This window comes from Pseudonocardia sp. CA-142604, from assembly GCF_050948475.1.
Classification (GTDB): domain Bacteria; phylum Actinomycetota; class Actinomycetes; order Mycobacteriales; family Pseudonocardiaceae; genus Pseudonocardia; species Pseudonocardia alaniniphila.
Map to the genome: position 1 here is coordinate 5,232,762 of NZ_CP192045.1, position 15,360 is coordinate 5,248,121.

The following is a 15,360-nucleotide window of genomic DNA, read 5'->3' on the forward strand; positions in this document are numbered from 1 at the left end:
CATCCCCGGGCCGAGCCGCGAACCTCCCTCACGGATGCATGGTGGCGCCGCGCAACACCTTGTCCACGGCGTTGCGCTGGCCGTGCACGGCCAGCCCCACCAGCTTGAGATCGTCGCGCGCGACGGCCCGTACCGCCGCGCGGTTCGCCTCGTCGTGCCCGGTCCCGAACAGCTCCTCGGTGAACACCGCCGCCGGGATGCCGCGTCGAACCGCGCGCTCGTGCGCAGCGGCGAGCACCTCCGCGTCGCCGGTGAGCACGAGCACCGGCTGGCGGAACATCGGCAGGTACGGGGTGTCGTCCGCATCGGCGTAGGGCTCGCCGAGCAGTTCCGGGTTGGCCGCGATCCCGCTGGCGAGGAAAGCGGTGACGTTCAGCCGTTGCCACATCTGCAGGTCATCACGCAGCAGTACAGCGATCTTGGTCTCGAAGCGCACGGTAGAAGCGTGCCGAGGTGGGACCGTCGCGTTCTTGTACGTTGTGAGCATGCCTGCGGTACGGGCGTGGGCGCCGTCGGTGCCCGGGATCGTCGAGGTCTTCCACGCACGGTTCACCGATCACGCGTATCCCGAGCATGCCCACGACACCTGGACGCTGCTCGTCGTCGACGAGGGCGCCATCCGCTACGACCTGGACCACCACGAGCACGGGGCCCTGCGACCTGCGGTCACACTGCTCCCACCCCACGTGTCCCACACCGGACGGTCGGCCACCGAGCACGGCTTCCGCAAGCGAGTGCTCTACATCGACACGGACATCCTCGACGAGTCGCTGGTCGGCGCCTCCGTCGACGCCCCGACCTTCGACGACGCGCTGCTTCGCACCCGCGTCGACCAGCTGCACCGGGCCCTCGAGATCGGTGGCACCGCCCTGGAGGCCGAGAGCAGGCTCGCCCTGATCGGCGACCGGATCCGCCGGCACCTGCGCGCACCTGCCGCCGAGCCCGCACCCGACCGGCTCGCCGCGGACCTGCGAGACCTGCTCGACGCCCACACCGTGTCGGGACTCGCCCTGCGCGACGCAGCCGCCCTGCTGCACGCGCACCCGTCCCACCTGGTCCGCTGCTTCACCCGCACCTACGGGCTCCCGCCACACCGCTACCTCACCGGCCGCCGGATCGAAGCCGCCCGTCGCCGCCTGCTCGACGGTGAGCCGCCCGCCGACGTCGCCATCGCCGTCGGGTTCCATGACCAGGCGCACCTGCATCGACATTTCGCCCGCCTGGTCGGCACCACACCGGGCCGCTACGCCCGCAGCTCTCCGCGTGCGAGCTCGGCGAAGAACGCCACCGTGCGGGCCCGTTCGGTGGGCGGCCCGACCGGGCACAGCTGGATCTCCGTGGCGCCGGCGTCGGCGAAGCGCCGCACCACCTTCTCGAGCTCGGCCTCGTCACCGGCGACGACAGTGTCCGCAGGGCCGGAGAAGCCCTCCCGATCCAGCGACCGGCGGTAGCTCGGCAGCTCGCCTGCTCGACCGAAGTTCTCGGCCACGTACTCGCGCGCAGCGTCCGGGTCGTGGGTCAGGCTGGCGACCACCCCGACCACGACCTGTGGGTCGGGTCTCCCTGCCGCCGCAGCGCAGACCTGCGGAACGACGTACTCCGCAAGCCCACGCGGGCCCGACCACGTGGTGATCACCCCGTCGGCCCTCTCGCCTGCCAGCCGCAGCATCCGCGGGCCGTGCGCGGCCAGCAGGAGCGGCGGCCGGGGCACGTCCGGCACCTCCACCCGGCCTGCGGCCGCCACGGTCGCGGTCCGAACGTCGACGACCTCGCCCCGCAGCGCCGGCGCGAGCACCGCCAGGTGGTCCTCGACGTGCCGCCCCGGGCGTGTCCACCGGTAGCCGTAGCGGCTCTCGACGATGACCTGGTGACTCGGGCCGACACCGAGCGTGAGCCGGCCGCCCACCGCCGCCTGCGTGGTGAGGGCCTGCGCGGCGAGGGCCAACGGGTGGTGCGGCCACGTGAGCGCGACCGCGGTGCCCAGCCCGATCCGCGGCGCCGTGGCGCCCACCGCGGCGATCAGGGTGAGCGGATCCCACCCGTTCCGCTGTCCGAACCAGGCTCGCGCGAATCCGAGCCGTTCCGCGTTCTCAACGTCGGCGGCCACGGCGGTGAGGGGCCGGTCGTCGTCGATCCACATCCCGATCTGCATGTCCCCAGCCCAGCGCGTGCTGTGCAGGCGATCAACGAGCAGATAGCCTGCACAGCGATAACAGATCGTGATCGATCACGGTGGATGAGGTACTGGTGGAAGTCCGTCAGCTTCGCTACTTCGTCGCCGTGGCCGAGGAGCTGCACTTCGGACGGGCGGCAGAGCGGCTCGCCGTTGCCCAGCCCGCGGTCAGCCAGCAGGTCGGGCGGCTGGAGCGTGAGCTGGGCGTGCGGCTGCTCGCGCGCACCTCCCGCCGCGTCGCGCTCACCGGCGACGGTGAGCGGCTGCTCGTCGAGGCGCGATCGGCGCTCGCCGCGGTCGACCGGGTGCGTGCGGTCGCCGGAGAGCTGGCGGCGGGACATGCCGCCACCCTGCGTCTGGGCACCAGCCCGGGCCTGGGCGAACGGGTACGCCGCGGCGTGGCCCGGATGCGTGACCACACCCCCGAGCTCTCCGTGTCCCTCGCCGACGGCTCCGTGCAGGAGCACTGCAGCGCCCTCCGGGCGGGTGCGCTCGACGCAGCCCTGGTGCGTGGCCCGATTCGCGTCCACGGGCTGCACGCCGTAGAGCTCTGGCGCGACCGGCTTCACGTCGTACTGCCGGCCGACCACCCCGACGCGGACCACGACGTCGTACCGATCAGAGTGCTGGCCGATCTGGTGCTTCGGCTGCCAGAGCGCTCGGCCGACCCTGTGCTGCACGACGCGGTGCTCGTCGCATGCCGGAACGCGGGCTTCGCGCCCCGCCTCGGACGGCCTGTGCGCTCCGTCGAGGACGCGCTGGTGGAGATCGGCCTGGGAGAACGGACCGCCACAGTTGGCATCGCATGCACAGGAGGCGCGACCGGCGTGGTCGCCCGGCCGCTCGACCCGCCGGTGGAGGTGCCCGGCCACCTGCTTCTGGCCCGCACCGGGGGACCGGAATGCCTCCAGGCACTCGTTGCGGCCTTCGGTGACTGAGCGGTGCCCGGGCCCGGCGGAGATGACCGGCGGGGCAGGATGATGCCGTGACCTACCTCGCCGCGCCCGACCGTTACGAGTCCACCTTCCGCCGCTGCGGACGCAGCGGCCTGGACCTACCCGCCATCTCCCTCGGGCTCTGGCACAACTTCGGCGACGACAAACCGCTCGAGACACAGCGAGCCATCCTGCGGCGCGCGTTCGACCGGGGCATCACGCACTTCGACCTCGCCAACAACTACGGGCCGCCCTACGGCAGCGCCGAGCGCAACTTCGGCACGATCTTCGCCCAGGACTTCCGCCCGTACCGCGACGAGCTGATCCTCTCCACGAAGGCCGGCTACGACATGTGGCCCGGGCCCTACGGCCAGGGCGGGGGATCCCGGAAGTACCTGCTGGCGAGCCTCGACCAGTCGCTGGCACGGATGGGCGTGGACTACGTCGACATCTTCTACAGCCACCGCTTCGACCCCACCACTCCGCTCGAGGAGACGATGGGGGCGCTCGACACCGCCGTGCGTTCGGGGAAGGCCCTCTACGCCGGGATCTCCTCCTACAACGGGGAACGCACCCGGGAAGCGGCCGCGATCCTGCGCGAGCTCGGCACCCCCCTGCTGATCCACCAGCCGTCGTACTCGATGCTCAACCGCTGGATCGAGGAGGACCTGCTCGACGTGCTCGGGGAGACGGGCGTCGGGTGCATCGCGTTCTCGCCGCTCGCGCAGGGGATGCTCACCAGCAAGTACCTCAACGGGGTGCCAGGCGACTCGCGCGCGGCGCAAGGCAAGTCGCTCTCACCCGACCTGCTCACCGAGAAGACCATCGCCCACGTGCGCGCCCTCAACGAGATGGCAGCGACGCGCGGCCAGTCGCTCGCGCAGATGGCGCTGGCCTGGGCCCTGCGCGACCCGAGGATGACATCGCTGGTGATCGGCGCCAGCAGTGTCGGCCAGCTCGACGACAGCCTCGGCGCGCTCACGAACCTCGACTTCACCAGCGACGAGCTGGACCGCATCGACCAGCACGCCGTGGACGCCGGGATCAACCTGTGGGCCCGCTCCTCGCAGGACTGAGCGGCGCGGCTCAGTCCGCGACGGGCTCGCCGTCCGCGTCGAGCCGCAGCGGGAGCCCGAACATCGGGAACAGCGTCTCCACGTCGAGGAACGAGGTGTACCCGCGGATGCGGCCCTCGTCGATATCCAGCACCTGCACAGCCCACCCGAAGTAGCCGTCTCCGTCGGGATCACGCCGGTACTGGCCGAACGACGGCTGCCCGTTGGCCTCCAGCGGCACCAATCGCGACCCTGCGCAGCCGATCCCGTGGCCGGTCCAGAACGTGCTGATCTCCTTTGGGCCCTGCAGCCACAACGCGAACGGCGGCATGTTGAGGATGGCGTCGTCGTGCAGCAGCGTGACGAGCTCGGCGATGTCGTACCGCTCGAACGCCTCCGCGTAGCGCGTCAGGAGCGCGCGATGGTCGTCGTCCATCTCGTCGACCGGCGCGGGGCTGTCGAGATTGTTCTCCGCGAGGGTGGCCCTGGCTCGCTGCAGGGCGCTGTTGACCGAGGCGACGGTGGTGCCGAGCAGTTCGGCGACCTCCGACGCCTTCCACTGCAGCACCTCGCGCAGGATCAGCACCGCACGCTGCCGTGCAGGCAGGTGCTGCAGGGCTGCCACGAACGCGAGCCGCACGGACTCCCGGGACACCGCCACCTCCGCGGGATCGGCCACAGTGGGCAGGACACGGGCGTCGGGGATGGGCTCCAGCCAGGAGATCTCGCTGGTGGGAGGGTCGAGCGGCGCCTCAGCAGACCCCGCCTGCCCGAAGTCCATCGGCCGGGCCCGCCGCTTGCGGCCGTCGAGCATGGTGAGGCAGACGTTCGTGGCGATCTTGTACAGCCAGGAACGCACCGAGGAGCGACCCTCGAAACGGTCGAACGACCGCCACGCCCGCACCATCGTGTCCTGCACGGCGTCCTCGGCGTCGGCCGACGAACCGAGCATGCGGTAGCAGTACGCCGTGAGCTCCACCCGATGTTGCTCCCACGTTGTGGGCGGGGCGGGATCTTCGGTGACGAGATCACTCATCCGGGGTCCCCTCTCCTCGCGCGTGTGGCTTCGCGCCCGTGCGGGGCAGCGTAGGGGGCGACACCGACAAAACCACCAACGATGATGTGAACGGGTCCGTTACGCCTGCTGCGACGCCGGTTTCCGCCCGACCAGCAGATCGCGTCCGGCGAGAACACCGACGACAGCCTGCGGCACGAACAGCACGAGCAGCAGCAGGAGCGGGATCGTCCACGAGCCGGTGGCGTCGTGCACCACGCCGACGAGGAACGGGCCCACCGCCGCGAGCATGTAGCCGATGCTCTGCGCCATCCCGGACAGCTGCGAGGTGTGCGGAGCGTCGGGGGAGCGCAGCCCCACCAGGGTCAGGGCGAGCCCGAGCGCCGCACCCTGCCCGAGGCCGAGCAGCGCCATCGACGGAATCTCGCCCCCCGGCAGCAGGATGACGCCGATCAGGCCCAGCGCCGAGACACCCGTGATGACGAGGGCGACCGCCCGCTGCCTGCGGTACCGCGCCGCGAGCATCGGCGCGACCATGGATCCGATGATGCCGACGAAGCTGGCCAGCGACAGCAGCCACCCTGCCGCCTCCGCGCCGAACCCGCGGCCCACGAACACAGCGGGGATCCACGCCGAGACGGCGTAGTAGCCGAGCGACTGCAGACCCATGAACCCCGTGACCTGCCAGGCCAGCCCGTCACGCCAGAGCCCGCCCACCCCTCCCGTCGAACCGATGCGGTGGACCCGCCGCGTCTGCGGGAGCCAGATCACCAACGCGACAAGGGTGAACAGGCCCCACACCGCGAGCGCGCCGCGCCAGCTCAGGCCCGCCGCCTGCGCCACCGGCACCGTGATCCCGGCGGCGAGCGCACCACCTGCGGAGACCGCCATCGTGTACAGCCCCGTCATCACGCCGGTCCGGTGGGAGAAGTCCCGTTTGATCAGGGCCGGGAGCAACACGTTGCCGGTGGCGATCGCGGCGCCGGCCATCACGTTTCCGACGAAGAGCAGAGCCACCGGGCCCACCGAGCGGACGGCGAAGCCCGCGCAGAGCAGCACCAGCGCGCCGAGAACCGTGCGCTCGATGCCGAACCGCCGCGCCAGCCAGGGAGCAGCAGGCGCGAACAGGCCGAAGCAGAACACGGGCAACGCGCTCAGCACCCCGGCAGCCGTGCTCGACAACCCCTCGGCCGCCGAGATCTCCGACAGCACCGGGGCGACACCGACGACAGCAGGCCGCAGGTTCGCCGCGACCAGCACGATGGCGACGCCGATCCACAACGACGTCATGCGCGCGGACAGGCGTGGCCGGGACTCCGTCGTGACGGCGGCGTTCACCGGCTTCCCTCGACGAGCCGCCGTGCGGCCGCGAGGTAACTGTCCGCCGCCGCACGGGCCGCCGCAGGGTCGGATGCGGCGATCGCCGCCGCGAGCTCGTCATGGCCGGGAATGGCGGCCCGATCGTGATCGAGCTCGGCGATCTCGGCGACCGTCCGCTGTAGTGCCTCGGTGAGTCCGGCGTAGAGGTCGATGAGCACGGGGTTGCCGGTGGCGGCGATCACAGCGAGGTGGAAGGCGAGGTCCGCGGAGACGAAGGCCGCTCGGTCACCGCCGTCGCTCGCGACCCGGCGAGCGTCCGCGGCGGCCTGGATGGCGGCCAGGTCCACGTCGGTGCGCCGCAGCGCAGCCACCGCGGCGGCATCGCGTTCCAGACTCGTCCGTACCGCGAGCACGTCGAGCGCAGCGGAGCGCCGGGCCCGGCGAAGAATGGCGGCGCGAAGTCCGTTGGTCGCACGCACGTAGGTACCGTCACCACGGCGGGGCTCGAGCAGGCCGGCGTGCTCGAGGGCCCGCACGGCCTCGCGCACGCTGTTGCGACCGACTCCGAGGGCCGCGACGAGCTCGGGCTCCGGCGGGATCTTCGATCCGAGCGGCCACTCACCGCTCTCGATCAGCTGCTCGAACTGCGTCACGATCTCGTCGCACACCCGTCCGGTGCGCACGGCAGATAGGCCCACGGATCGATCCTAACATCCCATGTTTGATGCCTCGGGCTGTCGCGGACCGGAAAGCGCAGGCCCGCACGGTCGCCGGTCGTATTCGCGACAAGCAGGACGATTCGATTCCTGCCCCACTGAGTTGCGAGCCACTCGGGCGGGCAGGGCAATAATCGACGGTGCCCGGAACCGAAGCGCAGCTGACGAGAGAGAGTCATGCAGGATCAGGTCATGGATTTTGAAACCGCCGTGTTCGACAAGGAGTACATCACTCTGGGCGACCGGCGGGAGGCGATCATTCGCGGCGGCCGACATCTCTTCGACCGACTTCCCCGCGCGTTCGACGGTGTGAACCAGATCGGCGTGATCGGCTGGGGACCGCAGGGTTCCGCCCAGGCGCAGAACCTCCGCGACTCCCTGAACGGCGCCGTCAAGGTCACGGTCGGCCTGCGGTCCGGATCGGGCTCGTTCGACCAGGCGAGAGCGGCGGGCTTCCGCGAGGAGGACGGCACCCTCGGCGAGATGTTCGAGGTGATCCGCGCCTCCGACCTGGTCATCCTGCTGATCTCCGACGCCGCCCAGGCCGAGCTGCACGACCAGATCTTCGCGGCGCTGCGGCCCGGCACCACGCTGGGCTTCTCCCACGGCTTCCTGCTCGGGCACCTCACCGCCGCGGGCAAGCAGTTCCCCGCCGAGGTCGACGTGATCGCCGTCTGCCCGAAGGGGATGGGCGCCTCGGTCCGGGCCCTCTACGTCCAGGGCGCCGAGGTCAACGGCGCCGGCATCAACGCCAGCTTCGCCGTGCAGCAGGACGTCACCGGTCACGCCACCGATCGCGCGCTGGCCTGGTCGGTCGCGCTCGGAGCGCCTTACACATTCCAGACCACCCTGCGTTCGGAGTACCTCTCCGACCTCTCGGGCGAGCGCGCGATGTTGCTCGCCGGGGTGCACGGAATCGTGGAGAGCCTCTACCGGCGCTACCGCGACCACGGAATGAGCGACGAGAACGCGTTCCGGCACTCCACGGAGTCGGTCACCGGTCCGATCTCGAAGATCATCTCGAAGGACGGGCTCGACGGCCTGTACCGGCGGCTCGACCGCGACGGGCGGGCGGTCTTCGCCCAGGCGTACTCCGCCGCGTACCCCGTCGGTGTCGAGCTGACCCACGAGATCTACGACGAGGTGCTCTCCGGCAACGAGATCAACAGCGTGGTGCTGGCCGGGCAGCGGCTCGCCCGTTTCCCGATGGGCAAGATCGACCAGGCCGACATGTGGCAGGTGGGCCAGAAGGTGCGGGCCGACCGGGTCGAGAACGACATCCCGCTCGACCCCTTCACCGCCGGTGTCTTCTGCGGCGTGATGATGGCCCAGGTGGACGTCCTGCTCGAGCGCGGGCACCCGTACTCGGAGATCGCCAACGAGTCGGTGATCGAAGCCGTCGACTCACTCAACCCGTACATGCACGCCCGCGGCGTGGCGTACATGGTGGACAACTGCTCCACCACTGCACGGCTGGGAGCCCGCAAGTGGGCACCGCGGTTCGACTACCTGCTCACCCAGCAGGCCTATCCCGCCGTCGACAACGAGCAGCAGGCGGTGGACACCAAGCCGTTCGAGTCGTTCGAGGGCCACGTCATCCACCAGGTGCTGCGGGTCTGCGCCGAGCTGCGGCCGTCGGTGGACATCTTCGTGGAGTGACGCCCGCCCGGCCCGGCTCTCACGGGAGCCGGGCCGGGGGAGCGGGTCGCCTCACTCGCCCGATACGGCCCGCAGAAGCTCGACGCAACGCTCACACCGCTCGTCCGACGCCAGCTCCTGCCACGTCGTGTCGGACTGCCGCACCCAGTCCGCATCGATCAGGTGCGCCGGCGTGTTCGTGATCATGTCCAGGGCGTGTACCACGGCGGGCCCACCGGACTGCGCCACCTCGCGCGCGGTGATCCATCGCAGCCGCATGCCGTCCTGCCCGCCGAGCGCCGCCTGCACGCTGCTGGTCGACCACACCGCCCCGCCTCGAGCGGTCGGCTCTCCGTCAGCAGTCAGGCCCTCAGCGATCGCACGGAGCGTCGAACCGGCACCCCGCTCCTCGAGCACGCGGCGCACCACGCGCTCCGGCAGCACCGCCGGACGCCCGAGCCGCACACCGGCGGCGCGCTTCGCCGCGAGCGCATCCTTCGTCCGCTGCGAGATCACACGGCGCTCGTACTGCGCCGTGCTGGCGACCATGTGCGCCACCAGCTCACCGGAGGGCGTCGAGGTGTCGACGTCGACATCGAGACACACGAGTTGCCAACCCTGCCGCGAGGCGCGGTCCAGCAGGCCGGAGAAGTCGTGCACCGACCGCGAGATACGGTCGAGCTTGGACGCGATCAGCACCTCGGCGCCGCCTGCTTCCAGCCGCGCGAGCGCGGAGTCCAGCTCCGGCCGGTCGAGGTCGCGTCCCGACCAGGCGGAGTCGATGACCCACTCCACCCTGGTCCAGCCGCGGCGGGCGATCTCGGCCTGGATCGCCATGCGCTGGGCGTCGAGCCCGGCGCCGGACTCGGCCTGCTGCTCCGTGCTCACCCGCAGGTAGGCGAGCACGCGGGGGTCGCCGGTCGAGCGCACGCGGCGGGTGCGGCGGGGACTGGTCACGCCCCAACTTTACGAGATACGGGCCTTTAACGTAAATCTGAGCCGGGGGAGAGATCCGAACCAGGGGAGTGGTCCCCCGCCGGCCCCCGGCCCAGGGACTCCAGCGCCTCGGCCGCGCCCGCGAGATACGCCCGCTGGGCGTCGTCGGCCACCACCTCACCGGCGTCCACGGCGGCCAGGACGGCACGCAGCGAGGCAGCGACCCGCGCGGGGTCGGGCACGCCATCAGGCTCGCCTCGAGGCATGGGCCACAGCCTGCCGTGGGACGTGCGTGAGCGCACGCACCGCACGCTCCACGGCGACGGCCGACACCCGGTCGAGCAGCCCGAAGCCCCGACTGGCGAGGGTCCCCGTTCGAAGATACGTTCGATTCATGAGTCAGAACAACGCCCCCGCGGATCCCACCGCAGCGAAGGACCCGGACGAGTGGACCACCGGCGACGAGCCGATGACGGGCGCGCAGAGTTCCTACCTGCAGACACTGGCGCGGGAAGCCGGTGAGCCTGCGCCGTCCGACGACCTGTCCAAGGCTGATGCCTCGAAGCGGATCGATGAACTGCAGGAACGCACCGGCCGCGGCCGCTGAACCATCGAAGGCCCGCCGGCACTCCACGCTGGTCGGCGCTACGTTATGACAGCCCGACATCACTCGGTGCGGGTGGCGGGGCCGCCCCGTCATCGTGTCCACCAGCGCAACTCCGGCGCGACATGGCACGATCTCGCGCGTGCCCAGCAGACCCGCCGCGACCCAACAGCTGCGTGACCTCGCGCTGCTGCGCCGCGTCCGCGATCGGATGGACCGGGAGTACGCGCAGCCACTCGACGTCGAGGCGCTCGCCCGCGGCGTGAACATGTCGGCCGGTCACCTCAGCCGCCAGTTCCGGCTCGCCTACGGCGAGTCGCCGTACGCATATCTGATGACGCGGCGCATCGAGCGCGCGATGGCGCTGCTGCAGCGTGGTGACCTCAGCGTCACCGAGATCTGTTTCGCGGTCGGCTGCTCGTCGCTGGGCACCTTCAGCACGCGCTTCACCGAGCTGGTCGGCGTGCCGCCCAGCGTCTACCGGCGCCAGGTGACCGGCGCAATGGCGGGCATGCCGCCGTGCGTGGCGAAGCAGGTGACCAGACCGATCAGGAATCGAGAAGCACCGGTCACCGAGCCGCACCTAGCGTGACCGTCATGGATCTCAGCATCTACCAGACATTCCTCCCGCACGACGACCCCAAGGCCTCCCTGGCCTTCTACCGCGACACCCTCGGCTTCGAGGTCCGCAACGACGTCGAGTACGAGGGGATGCACTGGATCACGATCGGCCCCGCCGACCAGCCCGGCACGTCGATCGTCCTGCACCCGCCCGCCGCCGACCCCGGCATCACCGACGACGAGCGCCGCACCATCGCCGAGATGATGGCCAAGGGCACCTACGCCAGCATCAACCTGGCCACCAAGGACCTCGACGCCACCTTCGAGCGGCTTCAGGCAGGCGACGCCGAGGTCGTCCAGGAGCCGACCGACCAGCCATGGGGCGTTCGCGACTGCGCCTTCCGCGATCCCGCGGGCTGCATGGTCCGCATCTTCGAGGTGCGCTGAGCCGTCCGGCCACCACGGCCTGATCTGCTGCGCGAACACCACCCGCGGCGGAGGGCGGCCGCCGAGTGCCGCCCCCGTCCCGCTCCCGCGCTCGGCGACCTCGAGGCGTCGTAGCAACACCCCGTGCGCCGTACCCGGTGCCGCTGTCCTCCAGCCGGGACGGCGATGCGCTGCTGCCGTCGAACGCCGTCATCGACGTCGACGACCGGCTGGACGTCCTTCCCGGCGCGGTGCCGGGGCTCCGCTCGTTCTCGGAGGAAATCCCCATGAACTGGAACAAGAGGGTTCGGCAGGTCCATCGCTGGCTGTCCATCGCCTTCACGGTCACCGTCGTTGCCACCACCGTCGCCTTGCTGCAAAAGGAGCCCGTCATCTGGGTGTCCTACACGCCGCTGCTCCCGCTGGCCTTGCTCCTGCTCACAGGTCTCTACCTGTTCGCGCTGCCGTACGCCGCCAAGCGGAACGGCGGGCGGCGGACCGCTCGCGCGAGGTGACCCGGATATGCGGCACGCCCGATCAGTTGGAGAGCGTGCCGACGAACGAGAACCCGACGTACTGCGCCAAGATGGTCGGCCCGACCCAGGCGACACAGATGGAGACACGATGAGCACGGCCATGAGGACCGACACGCAGTCGTCTGCGCTGCACGTCGCCGACAGCCACGATCTGATCCGCGTGCACGGCGCGCGTGTGAACAACCTCAAGGACGTCAGCGTCGAGCTCCCTAAGCGCCGGCTGACGGTGTTCACCGGCGTGTCCGGCTCCGGCAAGAGCTCGCTCGTGTTCGCCACGATCGCCGCGGAGTCGCAGCGGATGATCAACGAGACCTACAGCGCCTTCGTGCAGGGCTTCATGCCGACGCTGGCGCGGCCCGACGTCGACGTACTCGACGGGCTGACCACCGCGATCATCGTCGACCAGGAGCGATTGGGCGCCAACGTCCGTTCCACGGTCGGCACGGTCACCGACGCCAACGCGATGCTGCGCATCCTCTTCAGCCGCCTCGGCCGGCCGCACATCGGCTCACAGCAGGCGTTCTCGTTCAACGTCGCCTCGATCAGCGGAGCGGGTGCCGTCACGCTGGATCGCGGCGGGCAGAAGGTGAAGGAACGTCGCGAGTTCAGCATCACCGGCGGCATGTGCCCGCGCTGCGAGGGCATGGGCTCGGTATCCGACTTCGACCTGACGGCGCTGTACGACGACACCAAGTCGCTCAACGATGGCGCGATCACGGTCCCGGGTTACAGCATGGACGGCTGGTACGGCCGCATCTACCGGGGCTGCGGCTTCTTCGACCCGGACAAGCCGATCCGGAAGTTCACCAAGCGCGAGCTTCACGACCTGCTCCACAAGGAGCCGACCAAGATCAAGGTCGAGGGGATCAACCTGACGTATGCGGGCTTGATCCCGCAGATCCAGAAGTCGTTCCTCTCCAAGGATCGTGAGGCGATGCAGCCGCACATCCGGGCGTTCGTCGACCGCGCGGTCGTCTTCGCCACATGTCCTGAGTGCGACGGCACCCGGCTCAGCGCGGCGGCCCGGTCGTCGAAGATCGCGGGAATCAGCATCGCCGACGCCTGCGCCATGCAGATCAACGACCTGGCCGGCTGGGTCCGCAGCCTGGACGAGCCCTTGGTGGCGCCGCTGCTGACCACGCTGCGAAGGACCCTCGACTCGTTCGTCGAGATCGGGCTGGGCTACCTCTCCTTGGACCGGCCGTCGGGCACGCTCTCGGGTGGCGAGGCGCAGCGCACCAAGATGATCCGCCACCTCGGGTCGTCGCTCACCGACGTCACCTACGTCTTCGACGAGCCCACCATCGGGTTGCACCCCCACGACATCCAGCGGATGAACAACCTGCTGCTGCAGCTGCGCGACAAGGGCAACACCGTCCTGGTCGTGGAGCACAAGCCGGAGGCGATCGCGATCGCCGACCACGTCGTCGACCTCGGCCCACGCGCCGGAACCGCGGGCGGCGAGGTGGTGTTCGAGGGCACCGTCGACGGGCTGCGGGCCAGCGGCACGCTCACCGGACGGCACTTCGACGACCGCGCCGCCCTGAAGCCGTCGGTGCGGACGGCGTCGGGGGCGCTGGAGGTGCGCGGCGCCGACACCCACAACCTGCAGGGCGTCGACGTCGACATCCCGCTCGGTGTGCTGGTCGTGGTGACCGGCGTGGCCGGGTCGGGGAAGAGCTCGCTGATCCACGGCTCAGTGGCCGGCAGGGACGGGGTGGTGGCGATCGACCAGGGCGCGATCCGCGGCTCGCGCCGGAGCAACCCGGCGACCTACACCGGACTCCTCGACCCGATCCGCAAGGCGTTCGCGAAGGCCAACGGCGTGAAGCCGGCGTTGTTCAGCGCCAACTCCGAGGGCGCCTGCCCCACCTGCAACGGCGCCGGCGTCATCTACACCGACCTGGCGATGATGGCCGGCGTCGCCACCACCTGCGAGGAGTGCGAGGGCAAGCGGTTCGAGGCGTCGGTGCTGAACTACCACCTCGGTGGCCGGGACATCAGCGAGGTGCTCGCGATGTCGGTGACCGACGCCGAGGAGTTCTTCGGCGCCGGAGAGGCACGCACGCCGGCCGCGCATGCCATTCTCGATCGGCTCGCGGCAGTCGGGCTCGGCTATCTCACCATCGGCCAGCCGCTCACCACGCTGTCCGGCGGCGAGCGGCAGCGGCTCAAGCTGGCCACGCACATGGGCGAGAAGGGCGGCGTCTACGTCCTCGACGAGCCGACCACCGGCCTCCACCTCGCCGACGTCGAGCACCTGCTCGGACTGCTGGACCGGCTCGTCGACTCCGGCAAGTCGGTCATCGTCATCGAGCACCACCAGGCGGTCATGGCGCACGCCGACTGGATCATCGACCTCGGCCCCGGCGCAGGCCACGACGGCGGGCGGATCGTCTTCGAGGGCACACCCGCCGACCTCGTCGCCGGACGTTCCACCCTCACCGGCGAGCACCTGGCGGCGTACGTCGGCACCTGACGGACATCTCGCTGCGTGCCCGCCTAGTGTCGGTTCGGTGGGCGGCCCCTTGCACTTCGATGCTCTCGCCGAGACCTACCAGCAGGCGCGACCGCCCTACCCGGAAGCCCTGTGGGACCGCATGCGAGAGCTCGAGGTGCTGAGGCCCGGTGTGCGGGTGATCGAACTGGGCGCGGGCACCGGCGAGGCCACGATGCGGCTGCTCCGAGCCGGCGCCGACGTCGTGGCGGTCGAGCCTGGTCGCGCACTCGCAGCGCGCCTTCGGCAGCGCTGTCCGAGTGCCCAGGTCGTCATCGCCCGCGCCGAGGATGCGGCAATGGCCGAGGCGCAGTTCGACCTGGCAGTAGCCGCGACATCGGTGCATTGGCTCGATCTGGGCGTCGTGATTCCCAAGCTGCATCGAGCCATCGTGCAAGACGGGCATCTCGCGGTATGGCGAACAGCTTTCGGCGATCCCCGTACGACCACGCCGTTCCGAGATCGCATCGACGCGATCGTCGCCCGCCGTGTCGACGAGCCCGTCAGGCCAGGTCCCGGAGAACTCGACACCGAGGACTGGGCTCGCCGCTTGTCGTCGAGCGGCGACTTCACCGTCGTCCACGTCGATGAATTCCGATGGAACATCGATCTCAGCGCGGACCAGGTCCACGGCCTGTTCCGCACCTTCAGCAACTGGACGGCTGACGAGGCGGAAGCGGCCGCTGACGCAGCTCGCGACCTCGGCGGGACGGTGACCGAGCACTACGTCACGCCGCTCATTCTGTTGCGGCGAACGTAGCTGGTCGACCTGGCTCAGCCGATCGCACCGGCGTCCTCCGGGGCCTCAGGCAGGACGAACCCGGCCTCCATCGGGTTCGGACCGACCGCCGAGTTCGAGCCGGACGCCTGGTGACCCGACTCGCGGTGAGCACGGGCGGCGGGCATCGAAGGTCTCGAGGAAGAAATGCCGCCTCGCCGACGAGAAGC

The 15,360-nt window shown here is 70.4% G+C and carries 16 protein-coding genes and 1 pseudogene; 10 read left to right on the forward strand and 7 right to left on the reverse strand.

Going from position 1 to position 15,360, the window contains the following annotated elements; genetic code table 11:
* Positions 1-28 precede the first annotated feature (28 nt).
* A complete protein-coding gene (locus ACQPZQ_RS23640) occupies positions 29-487 on the reverse strand; it encodes a DUF2000 family protein (RefSeq protein WP_433284088.1) in 459 nt (152 codons plus the stop codon).
* Between ACQPZQ_RS23640 and ACQPZQ_RS23645 the strand changes: the two are divergent.
* A pseudogene (locus tag ACQPZQ_RS23645) lies at positions 486-1,256 on the forward strand (AraC family transcriptional regulator); the annotation flags it as partial. The gene ACQPZQ_RS23640 and the pseudogene ACQPZQ_RS23645 sit on opposite strands and share 2 nt — an antisense overlap.
* Here the strand turns inward: ACQPZQ_RS23645 and ACQPZQ_RS23650 are convergent.
* On the reverse strand, positions 1,244-2,152 hold the full coding sequence (locus ACQPZQ_RS23650; protein ID WP_433284090.1) for a TIGR03564 family F420-dependent LLM class oxidoreductase: 909 nt from the start codon (positions 2,150-2,152) through the stop codon (positions 1,244-1,246). The pseudogene ACQPZQ_RS23645 and the gene ACQPZQ_RS23650 sit on opposite strands and share 13 nt — an antisense overlap.
* 95 nt (positions 2,153-2,247) lie before the next feature.
* Here ACQPZQ_RS23650 and ACQPZQ_RS23655 point away from each other — a divergent pair, with 95 nt between their 5' ends.
* Complete coding sequence (locus ACQPZQ_RS23655; protein WP_433284092.1) at positions 2,248-3,111, forward strand: LysR family transcriptional regulator; 864 nt, start codon at positions 2,248-2,250, stop codon at positions 3,109-3,111.
* A 47-nt stretch (positions 3,112-3,158) separates the two neighbouring features.
* Positions 3,159-4,184, forward strand: coding sequence for an L-glyceraldehyde 3-phosphate reductase (gene mgrA / locus ACQPZQ_RS23660; protein ID WP_433284094.1), 1,026 nt, complete (start codon positions 3,159-3,161; stop codon positions 4,182-4,184).
* 10 nt (positions 4,185-4,194) lie between these two features.
* Here the strand turns inward: mgrA and ACQPZQ_RS23665 are convergent, their stop codons facing one another.
* The 3 genes from ACQPZQ_RS23665 to ACQPZQ_RS23675 form a co-directional block, all read right to left on the reverse strand.
* Positions 4,195-5,199 carry a sigma-70 family RNA polymerase sigma factor gene (locus tag ACQPZQ_RS23665; protein ID WP_433284095.1) on the reverse strand — a complete coding sequence of 335 codons (1,005 nt, stop codon included), beginning with the start codon at positions 5,197-5,199 and terminating at the stop codon, positions 4,195-4,197.
* 99 nt (positions 5,200-5,298) lie between these two features.
* Positions 5,299-6,516, reverse strand: a complete 1,218-nt coding sequence (locus tag ACQPZQ_RS23670; RefSeq protein ID WP_433284097.1) for a CynX/NimT family MFS transporter — start codon at positions 6,514-6,516, stop codon at positions 5,299-5,301.
* Complete coding sequence (locus ACQPZQ_RS23675) at positions 6,513-7,196, reverse strand: FadR/GntR family transcriptional regulator (protein ID WP_433284099.1); 684 nt, start codon at positions 7,194-7,196, stop codon at positions 6,513-6,515. The genes ACQPZQ_RS23670 and ACQPZQ_RS23675 overlap by 4 nt, the downstream gene beginning before the upstream one ends.
* A gap of 210 nt (positions 7,197-7,406) precedes the next feature.
* Here ACQPZQ_RS23675 and ACQPZQ_RS23680 point away from each other — a divergent pair, with 210 nt between their 5' ends.
* Positions 7,407-8,873: a ketol-acid reductoisomerase gene (locus ACQPZQ_RS23680; RefSeq protein ID WP_433284101.1), complete on the forward strand. Its 1,467-nt coding sequence runs from the start codon at positions 7,407-7,409 to the stop codon at positions 8,871-8,873.
* A gap of 51 nt (positions 8,874-8,924) precedes the next feature.
* On the opposite strand, the gene ACQPZQ_RS23685 is transcribed toward ACQPZQ_RS23680, so the two are convergent.
* Both ACQPZQ_RS23685 and ACQPZQ_RS23690 read right to left on the reverse strand, forming a co-directional pair.
* Positions 8,925-9,809, reverse strand: coding sequence for a recombinase family protein (locus ACQPZQ_RS23685; protein ID WP_433284103.1), 885 nt, complete (start codon positions 9,807-9,809; stop codon positions 8,925-8,927).
* 26 nt (positions 9,810-9,835) lie between these two features.
* Positions 9,836-10,030, reverse strand: coding sequence for a hypothetical protein (locus ACQPZQ_RS23690; protein WP_433284105.1), 195 nt, complete (start codon positions 10,028-10,030; stop codon positions 9,836-9,838).
* A gap of 152 nt (positions 10,031-10,182) precedes the next feature.
* Here ACQPZQ_RS23690 and ACQPZQ_RS23695 point away from each other — a divergent pair, with 152 nt between their 5' ends.
* The 6 genes from ACQPZQ_RS23695 (at position 10,183) to ACQPZQ_RS23720 (ending at position 15,172) form a co-directional block, all read left to right on the forward strand.
* The gene (locus ACQPZQ_RS23695) at positions 10,183-10,395 is read left to right on the forward strand and encodes a DUF3072 domain-containing protein (protein ID WP_241035688.1); all 213 of its coding nucleotides are present in this window, start codon (positions 10,183-10,185) and stop codon (positions 10,393-10,395) included.
* A 139-nt stretch (positions 10,396-10,534) separates the two neighbouring features.
* Entirely contained in the window at positions 10,535-10,984 is a 450-nt protein-coding gene (locus ACQPZQ_RS23700) for a helix-turn-helix transcriptional regulator (RefSeq protein ID WP_433284107.1), read from the forward strand.
* A 5-nt stretch (positions 10,985-10,989) separates the two neighbouring features.
* Complete coding sequence (locus ACQPZQ_RS23705) at positions 10,990-11,400, forward strand: VOC family protein (protein WP_241035690.1); 411 nt, start codon at positions 10,990-10,992, stop codon at positions 11,398-11,400.
* A gap of 137 nt (positions 11,401-11,537) precedes the next feature.
* Entirely contained in the window at positions 11,538-11,894 is a 357-nt protein-coding gene (locus ACQPZQ_RS23710) for a hypothetical protein (protein WP_433284109.1), read from the forward strand.
* Positions 11,895-12,003: 109 nt separating this feature from the next.
* Entirely contained in the window at positions 12,004-14,394 is a 2,391-nt protein-coding gene (locus ACQPZQ_RS23715; RefSeq protein WP_433284111.1) for an ATP-binding cassette domain-containing protein, read from the forward strand.
* Between the two features lie 37 nt (positions 14,395-14,431).
* The gene (locus ACQPZQ_RS23720; protein WP_433284113.1) at positions 14,432-15,172 is read left to right on the forward strand and encodes a class I SAM-dependent methyltransferase; all 741 of its coding nucleotides are present in this window, start codon (positions 14,432-14,434) and stop codon (positions 15,170-15,172) included.
* The last annotated feature ends 188 nt before the right edge of the window (positions 15,173-15,360 follow it).